Annotated in this window: 18 protein-coding genes; 11 read left to right on the top strand and 7 right to left on the bottom strand. The window is 54.7% G+C overall.

From position 1 onward, the window contains the following. The first annotated feature begins 155 nt into the window (after window positions 1-155). The gene (locus AL479_RS00785; protein ID WP_061074695.1) at window positions 156-743 is read left to right on the top strand and encodes a Yip1 family protein; all 588 of its coding nucleotides are present in this window, start codon (window positions 156-158) and stop codon (window positions 741-743) included. 165 nt (window positions 744-908) lie between these two features. Next, on the top strand, window positions 909-1856 hold the full coding sequence (pbpG, locus tag AL479_RS00775) for a D-alanyl-D-alanine endopeptidase (protein ID WP_061074694.1): 948 nt from the start codon (window positions 909-911) through the stop codon (window positions 1854-1856). A gap of 118 nt (window positions 1857-1974) precedes the next feature. Here the strand turns inward: pbpG and AL479_RS00770 are convergent, their stop codons facing one another. Next, complete coding sequence (locus tag AL479_RS00770; protein ID WP_061074693.1) at window positions 1975-2529, bottom strand: GNAT family N-acetyltransferase; 555 nt, start codon at window positions 2527-2529, stop codon at window positions 1975-1977. Window positions 2530-2643: 114 nt separating this feature from the next. Next, complete coding sequence (gene dld, locus AL479_RS00765; protein ID WP_061074692.1) at window positions 2644-4365, bottom strand: D-lactate dehydrogenase; 1722 nt, start codon at window positions 4363-4365, stop codon at window positions 2644-2646. Window positions 4366-4581: 216 nt separating this feature from the next. Here dld and bglX point away from each other — a divergent pair, with 216 nt between their 5' ends. The 5 genes from bglX to AL479_RS00740 all read left to right on the top strand — a co-directional run bounded on the left by bglX (window position 4582) and on the right by AL479_RS00740 (window position 10775). Next, window positions 4582-6879, top strand: coding sequence for a beta-glucosidase BglX (gene bglX, locus AL479_RS00760; protein ID WP_061074691.1), 2298 nt, complete (start codon window positions 4582-4584; stop codon window positions 6877-6879). 141 nt (window positions 6880-7020) lie between these two features. Beyond that, entirely contained in the window at window positions 7021-7938 is a 918-nt protein-coding gene (osmF, locus tag AL479_RS00755) for an ABC transporter substrate-binding protein (RefSeq protein ID WP_061074690.1), read from the top strand. 15 nt (window positions 7939-7953) lie between these two features. Continuing rightward, window positions 7954-9120 (top strand): ABC transporter permease, encoded by a 1167-nt coding sequence (locus tag AL479_RS00750; RefSeq protein WP_061074689.1) that lies wholly within the window; start codon window positions 7954-7956, stop codon window positions 9118-9120. Further along, complete coding sequence (locus AL479_RS00745; protein WP_061074688.1) at window positions 9113-10060, top strand: ABC transporter ATP-binding protein; 948 nt, start codon at window positions 9113-9115, stop codon at window positions 10058-10060. The genes AL479_RS00750 and AL479_RS00745 overlap by 8 nt, the downstream gene beginning before the upstream one ends. Then, the gene (locus tag AL479_RS00740; protein WP_061074687.1) at window positions 10044-10775 is read left to right on the top strand and encodes an ABC transporter permease; all 732 of its coding nucleotides are present in this window, start codon (window positions 10044-10046) and stop codon (window positions 10773-10775) included. The genes AL479_RS00745 and AL479_RS00740 overlap by 17 nt, the downstream gene beginning before the upstream one ends. Here AL479_RS00740 and AL479_RS00735 read toward each other — a convergent pair. Next, window positions 10756-10863 carry a protein YohO gene (locus AL479_RS00735; protein WP_044258671.1) on the bottom strand — a complete coding sequence of 36 codons (108 nt, stop codon included), beginning with the start codon at window positions 10861-10863 and terminating at the stop codon, window positions 10756-10758. The two genes, AL479_RS00740 and AL479_RS00735, sit on opposite strands and share 20 nt — an antisense overlap. A gap of 59 nt (window positions 10864-10922) precedes the next feature. Then, the gene (gene mlrA, locus AL479_RS00730) at window positions 10923-11654 is read right to left on the bottom strand and encodes an HTH-type transcriptional regulator MlrA (protein ID WP_061074686.1); all 732 of its coding nucleotides are present in this window, start codon (window positions 11652-11654) and stop codon (window positions 10923-10925) included. Window positions 11655-11876: 222 nt separating this feature from the next. Here mlrA and AL479_RS00725 point away from each other — a divergent pair, with 222 nt between their 5' ends. Genes AL479_RS00725 through AL479_RS00715 form a run of 3 tightly spaced genes read left to right on the top strand, consistent with a single transcriptional unit; the run spans window position 11877 to window position 14794 of the window. Continuing rightward, window positions 11877-13565 (top strand): sensor histidine kinase, encoded by a 1689-nt coding sequence (locus AL479_RS00725; RefSeq protein ID WP_102601332.1) that lies wholly within the window; start codon window positions 11877-11879, stop codon window positions 13563-13565. Continuing rightward, entirely contained in the window at window positions 13558-14277 is a 720-nt protein-coding gene (btsR, locus tag AL479_RS00720) for a two-component system response regulator BtsR (protein WP_061074685.1), read from the top strand. Before AL479_RS00725 ends, btsR begins: the two co-directional genes overlap by 8 nt. A 46-nt stretch (window positions 14278-14323) precedes the next feature. Beyond that, on the top strand, window positions 14324-14794 hold the full coding sequence (locus AL479_RS00715; RefSeq protein WP_061074684.1) for a DUF1456 family protein: 471 nt from the start codon (window positions 14324-14326) through the stop codon (window positions 14792-14794). A 45-nt stretch (window positions 14795-14839) separates the two neighbouring features. Here AL479_RS00715 and AL479_RS00710 read toward each other — a convergent pair whose 3' ends face one another. Next, window positions 14840-15298 carry a YehR family lipoprotein gene (locus tag AL479_RS00710; RefSeq protein ID WP_043000154.1) on the bottom strand — a complete coding sequence of 153 codons (459 nt, stop codon included), beginning with the start codon at window positions 15296-15298 and terminating at the stop codon, window positions 14840-14842. 203 nt (window positions 15299-15501) lie between these two features. Then, complete coding sequence (metG, locus tag AL479_RS00705) at window positions 15502-17535, bottom strand: methionine--tRNA ligase (protein ID WP_061074683.1); 2034 nt, start codon at window positions 17533-17535, stop codon at window positions 15502-15504. Between the two features lie 165 nt (window positions 17536-17700). Here metG and apbC point away from each other — a divergent pair, with 165 nt between their 5' ends. Continuing rightward, a complete protein-coding gene (gene apbC, locus AL479_RS00700; RefSeq protein WP_061074682.1) occupies window positions 17701-18810 on the top strand; it encodes an iron-sulfur cluster carrier protein ApbC in 1110 nt (369 codons plus the stop codon). A gap of 211 nt (window positions 18811-19021) precedes the next feature. Here apbC and rcnB read toward each other — a convergent pair whose 3' ends face one another. Beyond that, window positions 19022-19348 carry a Ni(II)/Co(II) efflux transporter accessory subunit RcnB gene (gene rcnB / locus AL479_RS00695; protein WP_061074681.1) on the bottom strand — a complete coding sequence of 109 codons (327 nt, stop codon included), beginning with the start codon at window positions 19346-19348 and terminating at the stop codon, window positions 19022-19024. Window positions 19349-19558: the final 210 nt, after the last annotated feature.

The following is a 19558-nucleotide window of genomic DNA, read 5'->3' as shown; positions in this document are numbered from 1 at the left end:
ATGACCTCCACGAATGTAAGCATACACCCTCTGAATTCGTGATGCTCAAAAAGGGCCATCAGGCGCGGCGGCATTTCTTTGTCTGTACAATAAATAATCGCAAAGCTGAATTATACTTGAAGTGTTAGGTCCACAGCTGACAACAAGGGGGCGGTATGAACCATGTCTGGGGGCTGTTTTCCCATCCCAATCGTGAAATGCAGGTGATCAACAGCGAGAACGAAACGGTTTCGCATCACTACACCCACCATGTGCTTTTGATGGCGGCCATCCCGGTCATTTGCGCCTTCATTGGTACGACCCAAATCGGCTGGAATTTTGGCGACGGCACTATCCTGAAGCTTTCTCTGTTTACAGGCCTTGTGCTGGCAGTCCTGTTCTATGCCGTGATGCTGGCGGGCGTGGCGATCATGGGGCGCGTGATCTGGTGGATGGCGCGGAATTATCCGCAGCGTCCGTCTTTGACGCACTGTATGGTGTTTGCCGGTTATGTGGCGACGCCGCTGTTTCTCAGCGGTCTGGTGGCGCTGTATCCGCTGGTGTGGCTTTGCGCATTTGTCGGGACGGTAGCGCTGTTCTATACCGGCTATCTGCTCTATCTGGGCATTCCGACATTCCTGAATATCAATAAGGAAGAAGGGCTGAGTTTCTCCAGCTCGACCCTGGCTATCGGCGTACTGGTACTGGAAGTGCTGCTCGCGCTGACCGTCATCCTCTGGGGATACGGCTATCGCTTGTTCTGATTACCGAGCTGCATTGTTGGTGCAAAAGCCAGCAATGCAGCATTTCCTGACGATTCTCTTCTGGCGGCAAGGTCATTAGCTCGCTATGATTCCCCTGCTAGCCTGAGCCATCCTGACTCCGGCGGTGCGTGTCATCACGCGTGAACCATTTTCTGAAATCTCATCATGCTGAAATTCCGAGTTTCCATACTGAGCCTGGCGCTGATGCTGGCTGTGCCTTTTGCGCCGCAAGCGCTGGCAAAAACGGCGGCGACTGCCGCGGCGTCTCAACCTGAGATTGCCTCCGGTAGTGCGATGATCGTGGATCTGAACACCAATAAGGTGATCTATTCGAACCATCCGGACCTGGTGCGTCCGATTGCGTCGATAACCAAATTAATGACGGCGATGGTGGTGCTTGATGCACGGCTGCCGCTGGACGAAAAACTGAAAGTGGATATCAGCCAGACGCCAGAGATGAAAGGGATCTACTCTCGCGTGCGGCTGAACAGTGAAATCAGCCGTAAAGATATGTTACTGCTGGCGCTGATGTCCTCGGAAAACCGGGCCGCAGCAAGCCTGGCGCATCATTATCCGGGCGGCTATAACGCTTTTATTAACGCCATGAACGCGAAGGCAAAAGCGCTGGGTATGACCCAGACCCGTTTTGTGGAACCGACCGGTTTGTCGATTCACAACGTGTCGACCGCGCGCGATCTCACCAGACTGCTTATCGCCAGTAAGCAGTATCCGCTGATTGGGCAACTGAGCACCACGCGTGAAGATATGGCGACCTTCGCCAACCCGGCGTATACGCTGCCGTTTCGCAATACCAACCATCTGGTGTATCGCGACAACTGGAATATTCAGCTTACTAAAACCGGCTTCACCAACGCCGCAGGGCATTGCCTGGTGATGCGCACGGTAATCAATAATAAACCGGTGGCGCTGGTGGTGATGGATGCGTTCGGCAAGTACACCCATTTTGCCGATGCCAGTCGTTTACGCACGTGGATCGAAACCGGGAAAGTAATGCCGGTTCCGGCGGCGGCATTGAGCTATAAAAAGCAAAAAGCCGCACAGATGGCCGCGGCGGGCGGCAATGCGGGTGAGCAAACCGCGCAAAACGACTGATGCGGCTATAGACCGAATAAGGCGAAGTCGTCCAGGGAAATAGCCTGATGACGCTTCGCTTATCAGGCCTACGAAAACATCTCAGCCGTAGGCCGGATACGGCATGGATAACAAAACCTTACTCCGGCAGCGTCCAGTCACCTTCGTTGAGTGGGCGCTGCATAATCAACGTATCCCGCCAGTCTCCCTTCTTATACCCGACGCTACGCAATTGTCCGGCAATCTCGAAACCGTGTTTCTTATGCAACCGCAGTGAGCCAGGATTGCTATGCCCGTCACCTATCACCGCCACCATCTGCCGCCACGGCCCTTCCTCGCAGCGGGTGATTAACGTCTGCATCAGCAGGCTGCCGATGCCGCGTCCGGTCATGCTGGCATCGACATAAATTGACTCTTCCAGGGTAAAGCGATAGGCCGGGCGCGGTCGATACTGCGTGGCGTAGCAATAACCGACCACCACGCCGCGATAGAGCGCCACCAGCCACGGCAGACCATACTGCGCGACCGTACGCATACGTCGGCGCATCTCATCGATTGTCGGGGGCGTTTCTTCAAAAGAGGCGCGACCATTCAACACATGCCACGCATATAACGAGGAGATCGCCTCTACGTCGTCGGGCAGCGCGTCGCGCACTGCGATATCGTGATCAGAAAGCGTATCGGCAACAGACATGGTTCTCACCTTTGCGAAGAAAAACCGGAGTCATTACGACTCCGGTACATCTCATTACTTTTGCACGATATTTCGCGCAAATCCAGCCCATGCCATCAGGCCTGGTTGCTGGAGTTAATCGGAAGAGGGGACTTTCCAGAATTTCTGCTTACTGGTTTTGCCTATTCCGGGATTCATACTGTTGGTCGGGTCATTTTCGCGATAAAAACGGGTCAGCGCGGGCGGTGCTTCATACAGATGCCCGACGTTATGCTCAGCCGGATATTGCGCGCCACGCTGTTGCAGCAGTTCCAGCATTTGCTCTTTCAGCGCGTGAGCATCCACGCCTTTCTTCACGATGTAATCCTGGTGGAAGACGTAGCACATAAAGTGACCGTAATAGAGTTTATGCACCAGTTGGCTGTCAATTTCCGCCGGCAGATGTTCATACCATTCAGTGTCATTGCGGCGCAGAGCGATATCCAGCGCCAGAATATCCTCCACCTCATCGGCATGAACCGCCTGGTAGCGAATGGCCGCGCCAGCCGCTGCAAAGCGGTGCAGGAAGGCCTTGCTGCCTTCTTCCGGCGTGCAGGCAAAGAAGTCGCCTTCTGCGGTTTTAAAGAATTCCGTGAGCCAGCTTTGTGCTTCAGCGACGCCATCGCCCGCCATTTTTAACAGCAGATGATGTTCATATTTATCGCGCCAGCTTTTCATGCGCGGCGGCAGATGACTCGGGAACAGGTGACCAAACTTTTGCATCGCGCGATCGGTAAAGTGTGGACGGAAGAATTTCACCTTTTCCAGCATCGCATCGGTGCGGCCCTTCAGCGTGAAGAAGAACGGCATTTTGTCGGTGCCGAGCTTGTCAATCATCAGGAAGGTGTCCTTGCCGTACTGTTCAGCAATGTCGTAGATATCGCGGTGCATGTATTCACCCGCTACCGGCAGATTGTTGAACGTCGCCAGAATATGGCGGCGGATCTCCGTCAGCACCTCGGGTTGGTTGGTGCCAATGTAAAACACCTGCTGGTTTTTTTCCGCTTCAAAGGTGTCGAGACGCACGGCGAAGACCGCCAGTTTCCCGGCACAGCCAGAGGACTCGAACAGGCGATCCGGATCGGCGTTATAGCGCGCCGGGGTGTCGGCATCAATGTCTCTGACGCGGGTGACGTAGTCGTGATCGTGTGCGTGACGCCCGTCGTGGCGGACATTTTCTTCTTTGATTCGCTCATCGTCCAACTGACTCAGGATCTGCTCAGGCGTTTGCCCCAGATCAATCCCCAGATGGTTAACCAGCTGCAGCTTGCCGTTTTCATCGATGCGGGCAAACAGGGACATTTCGGTATACGCCGGGCCTCTTTGCACCAGCGAGCCGCCGGAGTTATTACAGATCCCGCCAATGACCGACGCGCCGATACATGATGAACCAATCACCGAGTGCGGTTCACGTCCCAGTGGTTTCAGTGCTTTTTCCAGTGAGTACAGCGTGGTGCCTGGATACGCCAGCACCTGTTCGCCTTTGCCCAGCACGTGCAGTTTGTCGAGACGCAGGGTGCTGATAATCACAATTTCGCGGTCATAATCATTGCCGTTCGGCGTGGAACCTTCGGTCAGGCCGGTATTGGCGGCCTGCATCAGGATAATTTTATCGGCGTTGACGCAGGCGTTCAGAACGCGCCAGAGTTCCAGCAGCGATCCGGGAAAGACCACCGCCAGGGCGTCGCCCTGACCGGAACGAAAGCCCTTGCGATAGCGGGCGGTTTTAGCCGGTTCGGTCAGCAGGTGTGAATGTCCCACCAGGCGGGCGAGTTCATTCAGGAAGGTTTTATTATCAGTTGTTGTAATGGAAGACATTCTCCACTCCTTGTGGTGGGACAAAATATCAGGTTCAAGCATAGCGCTTTGTATGACAATACGCTTTCTCATTCACGCTGTCTTTGAATTGGCGGCGTTGAAAATTAAGAGAATAGCCTTAGCTTTCTGCCGCGCTGCCGTTTAGGCTTATGGCAAAATGCGGTTTTTGTTATATTTTCGCTGCCACGTCGGGCTTTAGAGAAAGAGAGAATCAACATGAAATGGCTATGTTCTGTAGGTGTCGCGGTCAGTCTGGCGGTGCAACCCGCGCTGGCGGAGGAGCTGTTCGGTAACCATCCGCTGACGCCGGAAGCGCGAGATGCGTTTGTCACCCAGTTGCTGACGAAAATGACCGTCGATGAAAAAATTGGTCAGTTGCGTTTAATCAGCGTCGGCCCGGATAACCCGAAAGAAGCGATCCGCGAGATGATCAAAGACGGCCAGGTGGGGGCGATTTTTAACACCGTCACCCGTCAGGACATCCGCAAAATGCAGGATCAGGTGATGGAACTGAGCCGCCTGAAAATCCCTCTCTTTTTTGCCTATGACGTGCTGCATGGCCAGCGTACCGTCTTCCCGATTAGCCTCGGGCTGGCATCCTCTTTTAACCTCGACGCGGTGAAAACCGTCGGACGCATCTCGGCGTATGAAGCCGCCGACGACGGTCTGAACATGACCTGGGCGCCGATGGTCGATGTCTCCCGCGATCCGCGCTGGGGACGCGCCTCGGAAGGCTTTGGCGAAGATACGTATCTGACTTCCATTATGGGAAAAACGATGGTGGAAGCGATGCAGGGCAAAAGCCCGGCAGATCGCTATTCGGTGATGACCAGCGTTAAGCACTTCGCCGCCTACGGCGCCGTGGAGGGCGGTAAAGAGTACAACACCGTGGACATGAGTCCGCAGCGCCTGTTTAACGACTATATGCCGCCGTACAAAGCCGGTCTGGACGCAGGCAGCGGCGCGGTGATGGTGGCGCTGAACTCACTGAACGGCACGCCAGCGACCTCTGATGCCTGGCTGCTGAAAGATATTCTGCGCGACAAGTGGGGCTTTAAAGGCATTACCGTCTCTGACCATGGTGCGATCAAAGAGCTGATTAAACATGGCACCGCCTCCGACCCGGAAGATGCCGTCCGTGTGGCGCTCAAGTCCGGCATTAACATGAGTATGAGCGACGAGTATTACAGCAAGTACCTGCCAGGACTGATCAAATCCGGCAAAGTGACAATGGCGGAGCTGGATGACGCGGCGCGGCACGTACTCAACGTGAAATATGACATGGGGCTGTTTAACGATCCGTACAGCCATCTGGGGGCAAAAGAGTCTGATCCGGTGGATACCAACGCCGAAAGCCGTCTGCACCGGAAAGAGGCGCGTGAAGTGGCGCGTGAAAGTCTGGTGCTGTTGAAAAACCGCCTCGACACGCTGCCGTTGAAAAAATCGGGGACGATTGCGGTTGTCGGCCCACTGGCGGACAGCAAACGCGATGTGATGGGCAGTTGGTCCGCCGCAGGCGTCGCCGATCAGTCCATCACGGTGCTGACCGGCATTAAAAATGCTCTCGGTACAAAGGGGAAAGTGGTGTACGCCCATGGGGCCAACGTCACTAACGATAAAGACATTGTCACCTTCCTCAATCAGTACGAAGAGGCGGTGAAGATGGATCCGCGTTCACCTCAGGAGATGATTGATGAAGCCGTCAAGACGGCGAAGCAGTCTGACGTAGTTGTCGCCGTGGTGGGTGAGGCGCAGGGCATGGCGCATGAAGCGTCAAGCCGTACCGATATCACACTGCCGCAGAGCCAGCGCGATCTGATTGCGGCACTGAAAGCGACCGGCAAACCGCTGGTGCTGGTGCTAATGAACGGTCGTCCGCTGGCGCTGGTGAAAGAGGATCAACAGGCCGATGCGATGCTGGAAACCTGGTTTGCCGGTACGGAAGGCGGCAACGCGATTGCCGATGTCCTGTTTGGCGACTACAACCCGTCGGGCAAACTGCCAATGTCCTTCCCGCGTTCGGTAGGGCAAATCCCGACCTATTACAGCCACCTCAACACCGGTCGTCCGTATAACGCCGACAAGCCGAACAAATACACCTCTCGCTACTTTGACGAAGCCAACGGCCCGCTCTATCCATTTGGTTATGGTCTGAGTTACACCACGTTTGACGTTTCTGACGTGACGCTTTCTGCGCCAACCCTGAAACGCGACGGCAGCGTGACGGCGAGTGTGAAGGTGACCAACACCGGCAAGCGTGAAGGTGAGACGGTGATTCAGCTGTATGTGCAGGACGTCACGGCTTCCCTGAGTCGTCCGGTGAAAGAGCTGAAAGGCTTTAAGAAAGTGAACCTGAAACCTGGCGAAACGCAGACCGTCAGTTTCCCGATTGATATCAATGCGCTGAAGTTCTGGAATCAGCAGATGAAGTTCGACGCCGAACCCGGCAAGTTCAACGTCTTTATCGGCGTCGATTCTGCCCGCGTGAAGCAGGGATCGTTTGAATTGTTGTAACCGTTACAGGGGGAACTTAGGCATGGGTTCCCCCTTGTGGGCACCGTGAAAAAACGGAAATGTCGGGTTAACAGAACACTTTTCGACTATGCTTTCCCCTCAAGTCGCTGAAAAAGGCGGCAAAAAGATGAGGAAAGCATCATGACAATCTCAAATATTTGGGCCGGTTCGCTGGCGCTGTTAGCGGCAGTGAGCTTACCCTTGCAGGCGGCGTCGCCGGTGAAGGTCGGATCGAAAATTGACACCGAAGGTGCGCTGCTCGGCAACATCATTTTGCAGGTGCTGGAAAGCCACGGCGTCAAAACGGTCAATAAAGTCCAGTTGGGGACCACGCCGGTCGTGCGCGGCGCGATCACCTCGGGCGAACTGGATATCTACCCTGAATATACCGGTAACGGCGCGTTCTTCTTCAAAGATGAAAACGATCCGGCGTGGAAAAACGCGCAAGCAGGCTTTGAGAAAGTCAAAAAACTCGATGCAGAGCAAAATAAGCTGGTCTGGTTAACGCCAGCCCCAGCCAACAATACCTGGACTATCGCGGTACGTAGCGATGTCGCCGAAAAAAATAAACTCACCTCACTGGCCGATCTCGGGCGCTATCTGAAAGAGGGCGGCACTTTCAAACTGGCCGCCTCCGCTGAATTTATCGAGCGTGCTGACGCGCTGCCCGCTTTCGAAAAAGCCTACGATTTCAAACTCAGTCAGGCGCAACTGCTTTCGCTGGCGGGCGGTGACACCGCCGTGACCATTAAAGCGGCCGCGCAGCAAACGTCCGGCGTCAACGCCGCGATGGCCTACGGTACGGATGGTCCGGTCGCCGCGCTGGGCTTACAGACCTTAAGCGATCCTAAAGGCGTTCAGCCCATTTATGCGCCAGCGCCTGTGGTGCGTGAGGCGGTACTGAAGGAGTACCCGCAGATGGCGGAATGGCTGCAACCAGTGTTTGCCAGCCTCGATGAAAAAACGTTGCAACAACTTAATGCCAGCATTGCCGTTGAAGGGTTAGACGCCAAAAAAGTGGCGGCGGACTATCTGAAACAAAAGGGATGGGTGAAGTAAAAGGGCTGAAAAAGGTTGGGTGACGTGTCAAAAGTCAGTATTCAGCGCGTACTGTTGCTGCTGGTTATTCTTTCAGCCGCTGCCGTCGCGCTGCCGTTTGTAAACTATGCGCCGAATCGCCTGGTATCGGGCGAGGGACGACAGCTCTGGACGCTCTGGCCCGGTTCGGTGTCGATGCTCACCGGCGCGGGTTGCGCCTTGCTGGCATTATGCTTTGTGCCGGGAAAAAAGGGAGCCGTGTGCACGCTGGTGGTGGCGCAACTGCTGGTGATTCTGATGCTGTGGAGCGTAGGCAAGGCGGCGACGTATCTGGCGGAAACCGGGACGCCGCTGGCGCGAACCAGTGTGGGAAGCGGTCTGTGGCTGGGGCTCGCGCTGGGATTGCTGGCCTGCAGTGATGCCATCCGGCGGATTACCGCGCAACCTCTCTGGCGCTGGGTGTTACATGCGCAGATGGCGATTGTTCCCGTCATACTCCTGTTGATGGGGACGTTCGACGACCTCTCATTGCTCAAAGAGTACGCTAACCGCCAGGATGTCTTTGATGATGCGCTGGCTCAACATTTGACGCTGTTGTCAGGGACCGTATTGCCCGCGCTGGTGATTGGCATTCCCCTCGGTATCGGATGTTATTTTTCGCCCTCCCGCCAGGGACCGGTGTTTACCGTCCTCAATGTGATCCAGACCGTTCCTTCCGTTGCCCTGTTTGGCTTGTTGATTGCGCCGCTTGCCGGACTGGTAAAAGCGTTCCCCTGGCTTGCCTCGGTGGGTGTGGCGGGAACCGGTATGACACCGGCGTTGATCGCGCTGGTGCTGTATGCGCTTTTGCCGCTGGTGCGTGGCGTGGTGGCCGGATTGAATCAGGTTCCCCATGATGTTCTGGAAAGCGCACGTGCGATGGGCATGAGCACCGCTCAGCGTTTCCTTCACGTGCAGTTGCCGCTGGCCTTGCCGGTCTTTTTACGTAGCCTGCGGGTGGTGATGGTACAGACCGTCGGGATGGCCGTCATCGCGGCGCTGATTGGCGCGGGCGGTTTTGGCGCGCTGGTCTTTCAGGGGCTGCTCAGCAGTGCCGTGGATCTGGTGCTGCTGGGGGTGATCCCGGTTATCGCGCTGGCGGTACTGATTGATGCGCTGTTTGATCTAGGGATCGCTCTGCTGAAGGTAACCCACCATGATTGAATTTAGCCACGTAAGTAAAGCTTTTGGTGAGCACAACGCGGTTAGCGACCTGAATCTGCACATTAAAGAAGGCAGTTTCTCGGTACTGATTGGCACCTCGGGCTCGGGGAAATCCACGACCCTGAAAATGATTAACCGACTGCTGGAACATGACAGCGGCAGGATCCGCTTTGCTGGCGAGGAAATCCGCAGCCTGCCGGTACTGGAACTGCGCCGACGGATGGGCTACGCGATTCAGTCGATTGGCCTGTTTCCGCACTGGACGGTGGCGCAGAACATTGCCACCGTGCCGCAACTGCTGAAGTGGCCGCGCAGAAAAATGGATGAGCGGGTAGATGAATTAATGGCGCTGCTCGGGCTGGAAGAGGGATTGCGCGAACGCTATCCGCACCAGCTTTCCGGTGGACAGCAGCAGCGCGTGGGCGTGGCGCGTGCGCTGGCCGCCGATCCGCAGGTGCTGCTGATGGATGAACCGTTTGGCGCGCTGGATCCGGTCACGCGCGGGGCGTTGCAGCAGGAGATGACCCGTATTCACCGTTTGCTGGGGCGAACCATTGTGCTGGTGACGCACGACATCGATGAAGCGCTGCGACTGGCGGAGCATCTGGTGCTGATGGACGGCGGTGAGATAGTCCAGCAGGGGACACCGTTGGCGATGCTGACGGCCCCGACGAATGACTTTGTGCAACAGTTTTTCGGTCGCAGTGAACTGGGGGTACGACTGCTGTCACTGCGAACCGTGGCGGACTATGTTCGCCGGGATGAGCACATTGACGGAGAGGCGCTGACGGAAGCGATGACGCTGCGCGATGCGCTTTCGGCGTTTGTCGCGCACGGCCGCGATGTGTTACCGGTGGTCAATCGGCAGGGCAGGGTTTGCGGGACGCTGCATTTTCGCGATCTGCTATCGGAGACGCTGACGCATGAAACGACGGCGTGACCCGCTGCTCTGGTTGATCGCGCTTTTCCTGCTGATGCTGGCAGGTTTACCGCACAGTCAGGTGATTTTCGCCAGCCTGTTTCCCGAACTTCCACGTCCGGTCTATCAGCAGGAGAGCTTTCTCGCACTGGCGCTGGCCCATTTCTGGCTGGTGGCGGTGTCGAGCCTGTTTGCCGTGGCGATTGGCGTGGGGGCCGGGATTGTGGTGACCCGGCCATGGGGAAAAGAGTTTCGTCCGCTGGTAGAGACCATTGCCGCCGTTGGACAAACTTTCCCGCCCGTCGCGGTGCTGGCGATTGCGGTGCCGGTGATGGGGTTTGGCCAGCAACCGGCCATTATTGCGCTGATTCTGTACGGCGTGTTACCCATTCTGCAGGCGACGCTGGCGGGGATAGGATCGATCCCGGAAAGTGTGCGCAGCATTGCCAGCGGCATGGGGATGAGTCCGGGACAACAGTTACGCAAGGTTGAGCTGCCGCTGGCGGCGCCGGTGATTCTGGCAGGTGTGCGAACGTCGGTGATTATCAATATTGGCACTGCGACTATCGCCTCGACGGTAGGGGCCAGCACACTCGGTACGCCGATTATCATCGGGCTGAGCGGGTTCAATACGGCGTATGTCATTCAGGGCGCGCTGCTGGTCGCGCTGGCGGCGATCATCGTAGACCGCCTGTTCGAACGGTTAGTGCAGCACCTTAGCCGGCACGCAAAATGAAGGTGTAGCCTGCGAGCATCACGCCGCCAATGCCGCCGATGGCCATGAGTAAAAAGAGGGTGATGACACCGATTTTCGCTATGCTCATGATGTTCTCCTTATGTTAACCCAGAGATTATACAGAGAAGCGTAGCTGTTAATGAATCATTAAATGCCAAGCGGGTAAATATCGTGCCCTTCCGCACGCCAGGCATTCAACTGCTGCTGCTGCGCCGATGTCTGATTTTCGCCGCACCACACCAGTAAGGTGCGCCCTTCGAACAGGTCCGGGCGAAACTGGCTCAGCGAATGGGCCAGTACGTCAACCCGCCATCCCTGCTGACTGGCGACCCAGCCTTCCAGCCACAAGCGGGTGGTATCGTGAATATTCCAGCCCACCACCAGCGCATCTTTCCCTTGTTTTTTTCTGGCAGAGGCGAGGCAAATGGCGATGTAGTTGATCAGTACGCCATCAAGGATCCCCAGCAGCGCCAGTAGCGTCGGCTGTTGGCACTGCAATCGTCGACGTAGTGGAAGAAAAAGATGGGTGGTCAGCGTTTGCGCGGGGTAATCCTGGCCACGCTCTTTCAGCCAGATCCGCAGGCTGTGCAGATTGTTGTTTTGCAGATAGTGCAGCAGGGTTTCCTGTTGTTCACGCCAGCCGTTTTGCAGATCTACGTTCTCATTGCTCAACAGCATTTTGACTTTGCTGACCTGCACCCCGTTATCTATCCAGCGCTTGATTTCGCGGATCCTGTCGATATCCGAATCATTGAACAGGCGATGCCCCCCGTCGGTACGCTGGGGTTTCAATAATCCATAACGCCGTTGCCATGCGCGAAGCGTAACGGGGTTTATATCACAAAGCAAAGCCACTTCACCTATGGTGTAAAGCGCCATCATTTTATCCTTGCTCGCGAGGTCCCAGTCTAACTTTAGTCGCTCTTTTTCGAACCAGGTAGTTTTGTCTGTTTTTTGTTCAGGTGAGGGGTGGTTTTAGCATCACACGGGAATTTTTGTGTGATATCTCTTACGAATTTCTCATTTTATGCAGCAGTTCAAAGACAGAACCCGCGAGTCGATGTATGTTACGCGGTTTTAGTCGAAGTGTGGTCTGTAGGTATGTACGAGTTTAATCTGGTGTTGCTGCTGCTTCAGCAGATGTGCGTGTTTTTGGTTATCGCATGGCTGATGAGTAAAACTCGTTTATTCATACCATTGATGCAGGTAACCGTTCGTTTGCCGCACAAACTGCTGTGCTACGTGACCTTCTCCATTTTCTGTATCCTCGGTACCTATTTTGGTCTGCATATTGACGATTCCATCGCCAACACACGGGCAATTGGCGCGGTGATGGGCGGTCTGCTTGGCGGGCCGGTCGTGGGTGGACTGGTGGGGCTGACCGGGGGCCTGCACCGCTACTCGATGGGCGGCATGACGGCGCTCAGTTGTATGATCTCCACCATCGTGGAAGGATTGCTGGGCGGCCTGGTGCACAGCGTGCTGACGCGGCGGGGACGTACCGATAAAGTCTTTAATCCGCTGACGGCCGGGGCGATCACCTTTGTCGCCGAAATGGTACAGATGCTGATCATTTTGCTGATTGCCCGACCGTTTGACGATGCTTACCGACTGGTCAGCAATATCGCCGCCCCCATGATGGTCACCAACACCGTCGGCGCGGCGCTGTTTATGCGTATTTTGCTCGACAAGCGGGCGATGTTTGAAAAATATACCTCTGCGTTTTCCGCCACGGCGCTGAAAGTGGCGGCCTCCACCGAGGGGATCCTGCGCCAGGGATTCAACGAAGTGAACAGCATGAAGGTGGCGCAGGTGCTGTACAAAGAACTCGATATCGGCGCGGTGGCAATTACTGATCGCGAACGACTGTTGGCCTTTACCGGGATTGGCGACGATCATCATCTGCCGGGCAGGCCGATCTCCTCCGGTTATACGTTGCGGGCCATCGAGACGGGTGAGGTGGTTTACGCTGACGGCAACGAAGTGCCGTATCGCTGCTCGCTGCATCCGCAGTGCAAGCTCGGCTCTACGCTGGTCATTCCCCTGCGCGGTGAAAACCAACGGGTGATGGGCACCATCAAACTCTATGAAGCGAAAAACCGGTTGTTCAGTTCCATTAACCGAACGCTGGGTGAGGGGATTGCACAGCTACTTTCCGCGCAGATCCTCGCTGGACAATATGAACGTCAGAAAGCGATGTTGACGCAGTCAGAAATTAAGCTGCTGCATGCGCAGGTCAATCCGCATTTTCTGTTTAATGCGCTCAACACTATCAAAGCGGTGGTGCGCCGCGACAGTGAACAGGCGAGCCAGCTGGTGCAGGACCTCTCCACCTTTTTCCGTAAGAACTTAAAGCGCCCGTCGGAGATCGTCACGCTGGCCGACGAAATTGAGCACGTGAATGCCTATCTGCAAATCGAGAAAGCGCGATTCCAGGCGCGGTTGCAGGTGAGTTTAAACGTGCCGGATGCGCTGGCCCATCAACAGTTGCCGGCCTTCACCCTGCAACCTATTGTCGAAAACGCCATTAAGCATGGGACGTCGCAACTGCTGGGGACGGGGGAGGTGTCCATCACCGCCCGTCAGGAAGGGCAGTACCTGATGCTGGATATTGAAGATAACGCCGGGTTGTATCAGCCCTCCGCGAACGTCAGCGGTCTGGGCATGAATCTGGTGGATAAGCGCCTGCGTGAACGGTTTGGTGATGATTATGGTATTAGCGTAGTCTGCGAACCGGATTGCTTTACCCGAATAACCCTACGACTGCCCCTGGAGGAGACGCATGATTAAAGTGCTGATTGTGGATGATGAACCGTTAGCGCGGGAAAATCTGCGGATCCTGTTACAGGAACAAAGTGATATCGAGATCGTCGGTGAGTGCGCCAACGCCGTTGAAGCGATTGGCGCGGTGCATAGATTGCATCCGGACGTGCTGTTTCTGGATATTCAAATGCCGCGTATCAGCGGGCTGGAAATGGTGGGTATGCTCGACCCGGAACATCGTCCCTATATTGTGTTTCTGACCGCTTTTGACGAATACGCGATTAAAGCCTTTGAAGAACACGCCTTTGATTATCTGCTTAAACCGATAGAAGAGGCGCGACTGGAGAAAACCCTTAGCCGCCTGCGCCAGGAGCGGAGCAAACAGGACGTATCGGTATTACCGGAAAACCAGCAGTCGCTGAAGTTTATCCCCTGTAGCGGCCATAGCCGGATCTATCTGCTGCAAATGGATGATGTCGCTTTTGTCAGCAGTCGCATGAGCGGTGTTTTTGTCACCAGCAGCGACGGCAAAGAAGGCTTTACGGAGCTGACGCTCAGAACGCTGGAAAGCCGCACGCCGTTGCTGCGCTGCCATCGACAATATCTGGTTAACATGGCGCAGTTACAGGAAATTCGTCTGGAAGATAACGGCCAGGCGGAGCTGATACTGCGTAACGGGTTAACCGTTCCGGTCAGTCGCCGCTATCTGAAAAGTTTGAAAGAGGCGATTGGCCTGTAAAACTGATACACTGCGCGCCATTGCATCATCGACAGTTGAAGGCTCTATGCTTAGTAACGATATTCTTCGTAGCCTGCGCTACACCCTGAAAGCCAATAATAATGACATGGTGCGCATTCTTGCGCTGGCCGATATGGAATCCACCTCTGCGGGTTTCGACACCTGGATGACCAAAGAAGATGAAGAGGGGTTTGTCCGCTGCCCGGATATTATCCTCTCCGGATTCCTGAACGGCCTGATCTACGAGAAGCGCGGCAAAGATGATTCGGCGCCTGAACTGGCGCTTGAGCGTCGGGTGAATAACAACACGGTGTTGAAAAAGCTGCGTATCGCTTTTTCACTGAAAACGGATGATATTCAGGCGATCATGACCCAGCAGAACGTTCGCGTTTCAATGCCGGAAATTACCGCCATGATGCGTTCTCCGGATCATAAAAACTACCGTGAGTGCGGTGATCAGTTTATGCGTTATTTCCTGCGCGGGCTGGCGGTGCGTCTGCACGGCAATAAAGGCTAAATAGAAAGCGACGACCCGGCCGGATGCCAGGTCGTCGTTGTTTGATTATTTCACTTCTTTAAAGCCAGCGGTTTCCAGCATTTTCTGGCTCTGCTTCATGCTGATACCATTGCTCGGGTCACCCGAAAATTGCGTGCCCATCACGCCCTGCAGCTTTTTAAAGTCAACTTTTTCCATGTCAACAGAAACGGTTTCTTCCGCGTAGCCGTCCTTATAGGTCAGCTTCTCTTCCACGCCGGGAATGTTTTGATATTTTTCGCTGATCGGATCCAGGATCTTCGCCGCATCTTCTTTGGTTTTTACCCCGATAGAGGCATAGTTGATTTTGTTCTCTGAGGTCTGCTTAATGACTTTGTCACCTTTGTAGGTATAGGTCATTACGATCTCAGTGCCATTGACGTCTGCTTTGAATGTTTTGCTTTCTTCCTTGTCGCCACATCCAGCGAGAGAGAAAACGAGAACTGACGCGAAAACGACAGAAAAAAACGTATTTAATGCTTTCATGTAAAACTCCATTTTATTAAACGTCTGGTGCTCAAAAATAAACCTTGCAGAGTATGTATACCAGAAGTGAGGCAGGACGGGGAGAAATGGCTACTGGATATGTCTGAAAATGATTGTTGAAAAATCTGAAATTACGCGAGCTATTGCCTGAATTGACCTGTCGCGGAAGAAAAAGCGCCGCGAGTGCGGCGCTTTAGAGAGGTTTATTTAACCTGATGCCCTGGCTTCGCGCCTTCATCCGGAGTCAGCAGGAAGATGTCTTTCCCGCCTGGACCGGCGGCCATCACCATCCCTTCTGAGATACCGAAGCGCATTTTACGCGGCGCCAGGTTTGCCACCATGACCGTATGACGACCAATCAGCACCTGCGGGTCCGGATAAGCAGAGCGAATGCCGGAGAAGACGTTACGCTTCTCGCCGCCCAGATCCAGCGTCAGGCGCAGCAACTTGTCCGAGCCATCAACGAATTCAGCGTTTTCAATCAACGCTACGCGCAGATCGACTTTAGCGAAATCGTCAAAGGTAATGGTTTCCTGAATGGGGAAGTCCGCCAGCGGGCCGGTTACCGGAGCCGCCATGGCTTTCACCTCTTCTTTAGAGGCTTCCACCAGCGCTTCCACCTGCTTCATATCGATACGGTTATACAGCGCTTTGAAAGTATTGACCTTATGGCCCAGAAGCGGTTGCGCGATAGCCTCCCAGCGCAGTTCGGTGTTCAGGAATGCTTCAACGCGCTCGCTCAGCGTCGGCAGTACCGGCTTCAGGTACGTCATCAGCACGCGGAACAAGTTGATGCCCATCGAGCAGATCGCCTGAAGATCGGCGTCGCGACCTTCCTGTTTCGCCACCACCCACGGAGCCTGCTCGTCAACGTAGCGGTTCGCGACATCCGCCAGCGCCATGATTTCACGGATCGCTTTGCCGAACTCACGACTTTCCCACGCCTCGCCAATCACCGCCGCTGCATCGGTAAAGGTTTTATACAGCGCAGGGTCAGCCAGTTCAGCCGCCAGTACGCCATCGAAACGTTTGTTGATAAAGCCAGCGTTACGGGAGGCGAGGTTCACCACCTTGTTGACGATATCGGCGTTAACGCGCTGGACGAAGTCTTCCAGATTCAGGTCGATATCATCAATGCGCGAAGAGAGCTTCGCGGTGTAGTAGTAACGTAGGCTGTCGGCATCAAAATGGTTCAGCCAGGTGCTGGCCTTAATAAACGTGCCGCGGGATTTGGACATCTTCGCGCCGTTGACCGTGACATAACCATGCACGAACAGGTTCGTCGGTTTACGGAAGTTGCTGCCTTCCAGCATGGCTGGCCAGAACAGGCTGTGGAAGTAAACGATATCTTTGCCGATGAAGTGATACAGTTCGGCAGTTGACTCTTTCTTCCAGTATTCGTCGAAGCTGACGGTATCGCCGCGCTTATCGCACAGGTTTTTGAAAGAGCCCATGTAGCCGATTGGCGCATCCAGCCAGACATAGAAATATTTGCCTGGTGCATTCGGGATTTCAAAACCAAAGTATGGGGCATCGCGGGAGATATCCCACTGCTGCAGGCCGGATTCAAACCATTCCTGCATTTTGTTCGCCACCTGCTCCTGCAACGCGCCGCTACGGGTCCACGCCTGCAGCATTTCGCTGAAAGAGGGCAGGTCAAAGAAGAAGTGTTCGGAATCACGCATCACCGGCGTCGCGCCAGAGACCACGGACTTCGGCTCAATCAGCTCCGTCGGGCTGTAGGTCGCGCCGCACACTTCGCAGTTGTCGCCGTATTGATCCGGTGATTTACATTTCGGGCAGGTGCCTTTCACAAAACGATCCGGCAGGAACATGCCTTTTTCCGGATCGTAGAGCTGAGAAATGGTGCGGTTCTTAATAAAACCGTTCTCTTTCAGACGGGTATAAATGAGCTCAGACAACTCCCGGTTCTCGTCGCTGTGCGTGGAGTGGTAGTTGTCATAGCTGATGTTGAACCCGGCGAAATCCGTCTGATGCTCCTGACTCATTTCACCAATCATCTGCTCCGGGGTGATACCAAGCTGCTGTGCTTTCAGCATGATTGGTGTGCCGTGGGCGTCGTCGGCGCAGATGAAGTTGACCTCGTGGCCGCGCATTCGCTGGTAACGGACCCAGACATCAGCCTGGATGTGCTCCAGCATATGGCCGAGGTGGATTGAGCCGTTGGCGTACGGCAGCGCGCACGTTACCAGAATTTTCTTCGCGACTTGAGTCATAGTAGGTGTTACTTCTTCTCTGTTGAAAGGGGGTTCTGATGTTACCTGAAAGGGAATAACTACGCCAAGAATTAAGGGCATCAAACCACAAATGAATAATTGTTACCGCTGGAGTACACTACCTCACTACAATTGACCTTTTCAGAACAACAAAAAGGAGTCGGGATGAACGCACAATCCCAGGCCAAATCACCAGAAACCCTGCGCGCCATGGTCGCCGGGACGCTGGCGAATTTTCAGCACCCCACCCTGAAGCATAACCTGACGACGCTGAAGGCGTTGCACCACGTCGCCTGGATGGATGACACGCTGCACGTTGAACTGGTCATGCCGTTCGTCTGGCACAGTGCATTTGAGGTGTTAAAAGAGCAATGTAGCGCTGATCTGCTGCGGATCACCGGGGCGAAGGCGATCGACTGGAAGCTTTCTCACAACATCGCCACCCTGAAGCGCGTGAAAAATCAGCCGGGCGTGAACGGCGTGAAGAACATTATTGCCGTCAGTTCCGGCAAAGGTGGCGTCGGTAAATCGTCGACTGCGGTAAACCTGGCGCTGGCGTTGGCGGCAGAAGGGGCGAAAGTGGGGATTCTGGACGCCGACATTTATGGTCCGTCGATCCCCACCATGCTGGGTGCGGAAAACCAGCGCCCAACCTCGCCGGATGGTACCCACATGGCGCCGATCATGTCTCACGGGCTGGCGACAAACTCTATCGGTTATCTGGTCACTGATGATAATGCGATGGTATGGCGTGGGCCGATGGCCAGTAAAGCGCTGTTGCAGATGCTACAAGAGACGCTGTGGCCGGATCTGGATTACCTCGTGCTGGATATGCCGCCGGGTACCGGTGACATTCAGCTGACTCTGGCGCAAAACATTCCGGTCACGGGGGCTGTGGTGGTCACCACGCCGCAGGACATCGCGCTGATCGACGCTAAAAAAGGCATTGTCATGTTTGAAAAAGTCGAGGTGCCGGTTCTGGGCATTGTCGAAAACATGAGCATGCATATCTGCAGCAACTGCGGTCATCATGAGCCGATCTTTGGTACCGGCGGCGCGCAGAAACTGGCGGAGCAGTATCACACGCAACTGTTGGGGCAAATGCCGCTGCATATCAGTCTGCGTGAAGATCTCGATCGCGGTACGCCAACCGTTGTCAGCCGTCCGGACAGTGATTTCACCGTAATGTATCGCGAACTGGCAGGGCGTGTTGCCGCGCAGCTTTACTGGCAGGGTGAAGTCATCCCTGGCGAAATTGCCTTTCGCGCCGTCTGATTTCGGCTAAACGGTTTTATTATCTCTATTCACCGCATTGATTTTATATTGATGTGGTGAATATTTAATTTAAATAACGCTACTTGAGCTATGTAGCACCACTGAATAACGTGGGCGTTTTTCTTAAATATGATTGACTGCGTGGGGTTATCCTGATGACCTTAATGATAAAGTAAGCGTTGGATCCCCCCTCAGCCTGAGGGGGTGAATCTCAACGGTGATAGAAAATCTCGCCGTCGTAGGCTTTAATAATTTTACCGTCAGCATCATTGATCAGCACGTATGCGCCGCCCATGTAGGTCCAGTGCGTCCCGGCATCTGGCGCAGGTAAATTACGCAGATTCCACTGCTTAATGGTGTACTCGTCAGTACGATACATCTCTGGCACCGTATCGCCAGGCTTGAAGTGGGTGAAGTCAGCGATGAAGCCACTGAGTTCATACTGATCAATCCCCTTCGCGGGGACGGCTGTAGCTGGTGCGGCCCAGACCGCGCTGGATGCGAGCAGCAGCGCGCCTATCACCAATTTATTCTTCATACTTCTACGCTCTCCACTGTTAGGACCCTCAAAATCAGTCGTGTATCTTTCCCGGCCTTCATGATAACTGACAAGCGCGGGTTTGTTAGATTCCCGAAAAATTCGTAAAAAATGTAAATACTTTTTCTCGACTGACACTGCACTATAGAAGAATTCGGCTAAAAATGATGGGTCGTTCGAACATTTTTGGACCGCTGACAACAGATATCA

The sequence above is a fragment of the Citrobacter amalonaticus genome, assembly GCF_001559075.2.
In the GTDB taxonomy this organism is placed as follows: domain Bacteria; phylum Pseudomonadota; class Gammaproteobacteria; order Enterobacterales; family Enterobacteriaceae; genus Citrobacter_A; species Citrobacter_A amalonaticus_F.
The sequence above is the reverse complement of the archived record's forward strand: the minus strand, read 5'-3'. Positions and strand labels throughout refer to the sequence as shown.

Bases quoted from the DNA above. Each gene is read 5' to 3' on its own strand.
- AL479_RS00785 (WP_061074695.1), top strand. From the start codon at position 156: ATGAACCATGTCTGGGGGCTGTTTTCCCATCCCAATCGTGAAATGCAG.
- pbpG (WP_061074694.1), top strand. From the start codon at position 909: ATGCTGAAATTCCGAGTTTCCATACTGAGCCTGGCGCTGATGCTGGCT.
- AL479_RS00770 (WP_061074693.1), bottom strand. From the start codon at position 2,529: ATGTCTGTTGCCGATACGCTTTCTGATCACGATATCGCAGTGCGCGAC.
- dld (WP_061074692.1), bottom strand. From the start codon at position 4,365: ATGTCTTCCATTACAACAACTGATAATAAAACCTTCCTGAATGAACTC.
- bglX (WP_061074691.1), top strand. From the start codon at position 4,582: ATGAAATGGCTATGTTCTGTAGGTGTCGCGGTCAGTCTGGCGGTGCAA.
- osmF (WP_061074690.1), top strand. From the start codon at position 7,021: ATGACAATCTCAAATATTTGGGCCGGTTCGCTGGCGCTGTTAGCGGCA.
- AL479_RS00745 (WP_061074688.1), top strand. From the start codon at position 9,113: ATGATTGAATTTAGCCACGTAAGTAAAGCTTTTGGTGAGCACAACGCG.
- AL479_RS00740 (WP_061074687.1), top strand. From the start codon at position 10,044: ATGAAACGACGGCGTGACCCGCTGCTCTGGTTGATCGCGCTTTTCCTG.
- AL479_RS00735 (WP_044258671.1), bottom strand. From the start codon at position 10,863: ATGAGCATAGCGAAAATCGGTGTCATCACCCTCTTTTTACTCATGGCC.
- mlrA (WP_061074686.1), bottom strand. From the start codon at position 11,654: ATGGCGCTTTACACCATAGGTGAAGTGGCTTTGCTTTGTGATATAAAC.
- AL479_RS00725 (WP_102601332.1), top strand. From the start codon at position 11,877: ATGTACGAGTTTAATCTGGTGTTGCTGCTGCTTCAGCAGATGTGCGTG.
- btsR (WP_061074685.1), top strand. From the start codon at position 13,558: ATGATTAAAGTGCTGATTGTGGATGATGAACCGTTAGCGCGGGAAAAT.
- AL479_RS00715 (WP_061074684.1), top strand. From the start codon at position 14,324: ATGCTTAGTAACGATATTCTTCGTAGCCTGCGCTACACCCTGAAAGCC.
- AL479_RS00710 (WP_043000154.1), bottom strand. From the start codon at position 15,298: ATGAAAGCATTAAATACGTTTTTTTCTGTCGTTTTCGCGTCAGTTCTC.
- metG (WP_061074683.1), bottom strand. From the start codon at position 17,535: ATGACTCAAGTCGCGAAGAAAATTCTGGTAACGTGCGCGCTGCCGTAC.
- apbC (WP_061074682.1), top strand. From the start codon at position 17,701: ATGAACGCACAATCCCAGGCCAAATCACCAGAAACCCTGCGCGCCATG.
- rcnB (WP_061074681.1), bottom strand. From the start codon at position 19,348: ATGAAGAATAAATTGGTGATAGGCGCGCTGCTGCTCGCATCCAGCGCG.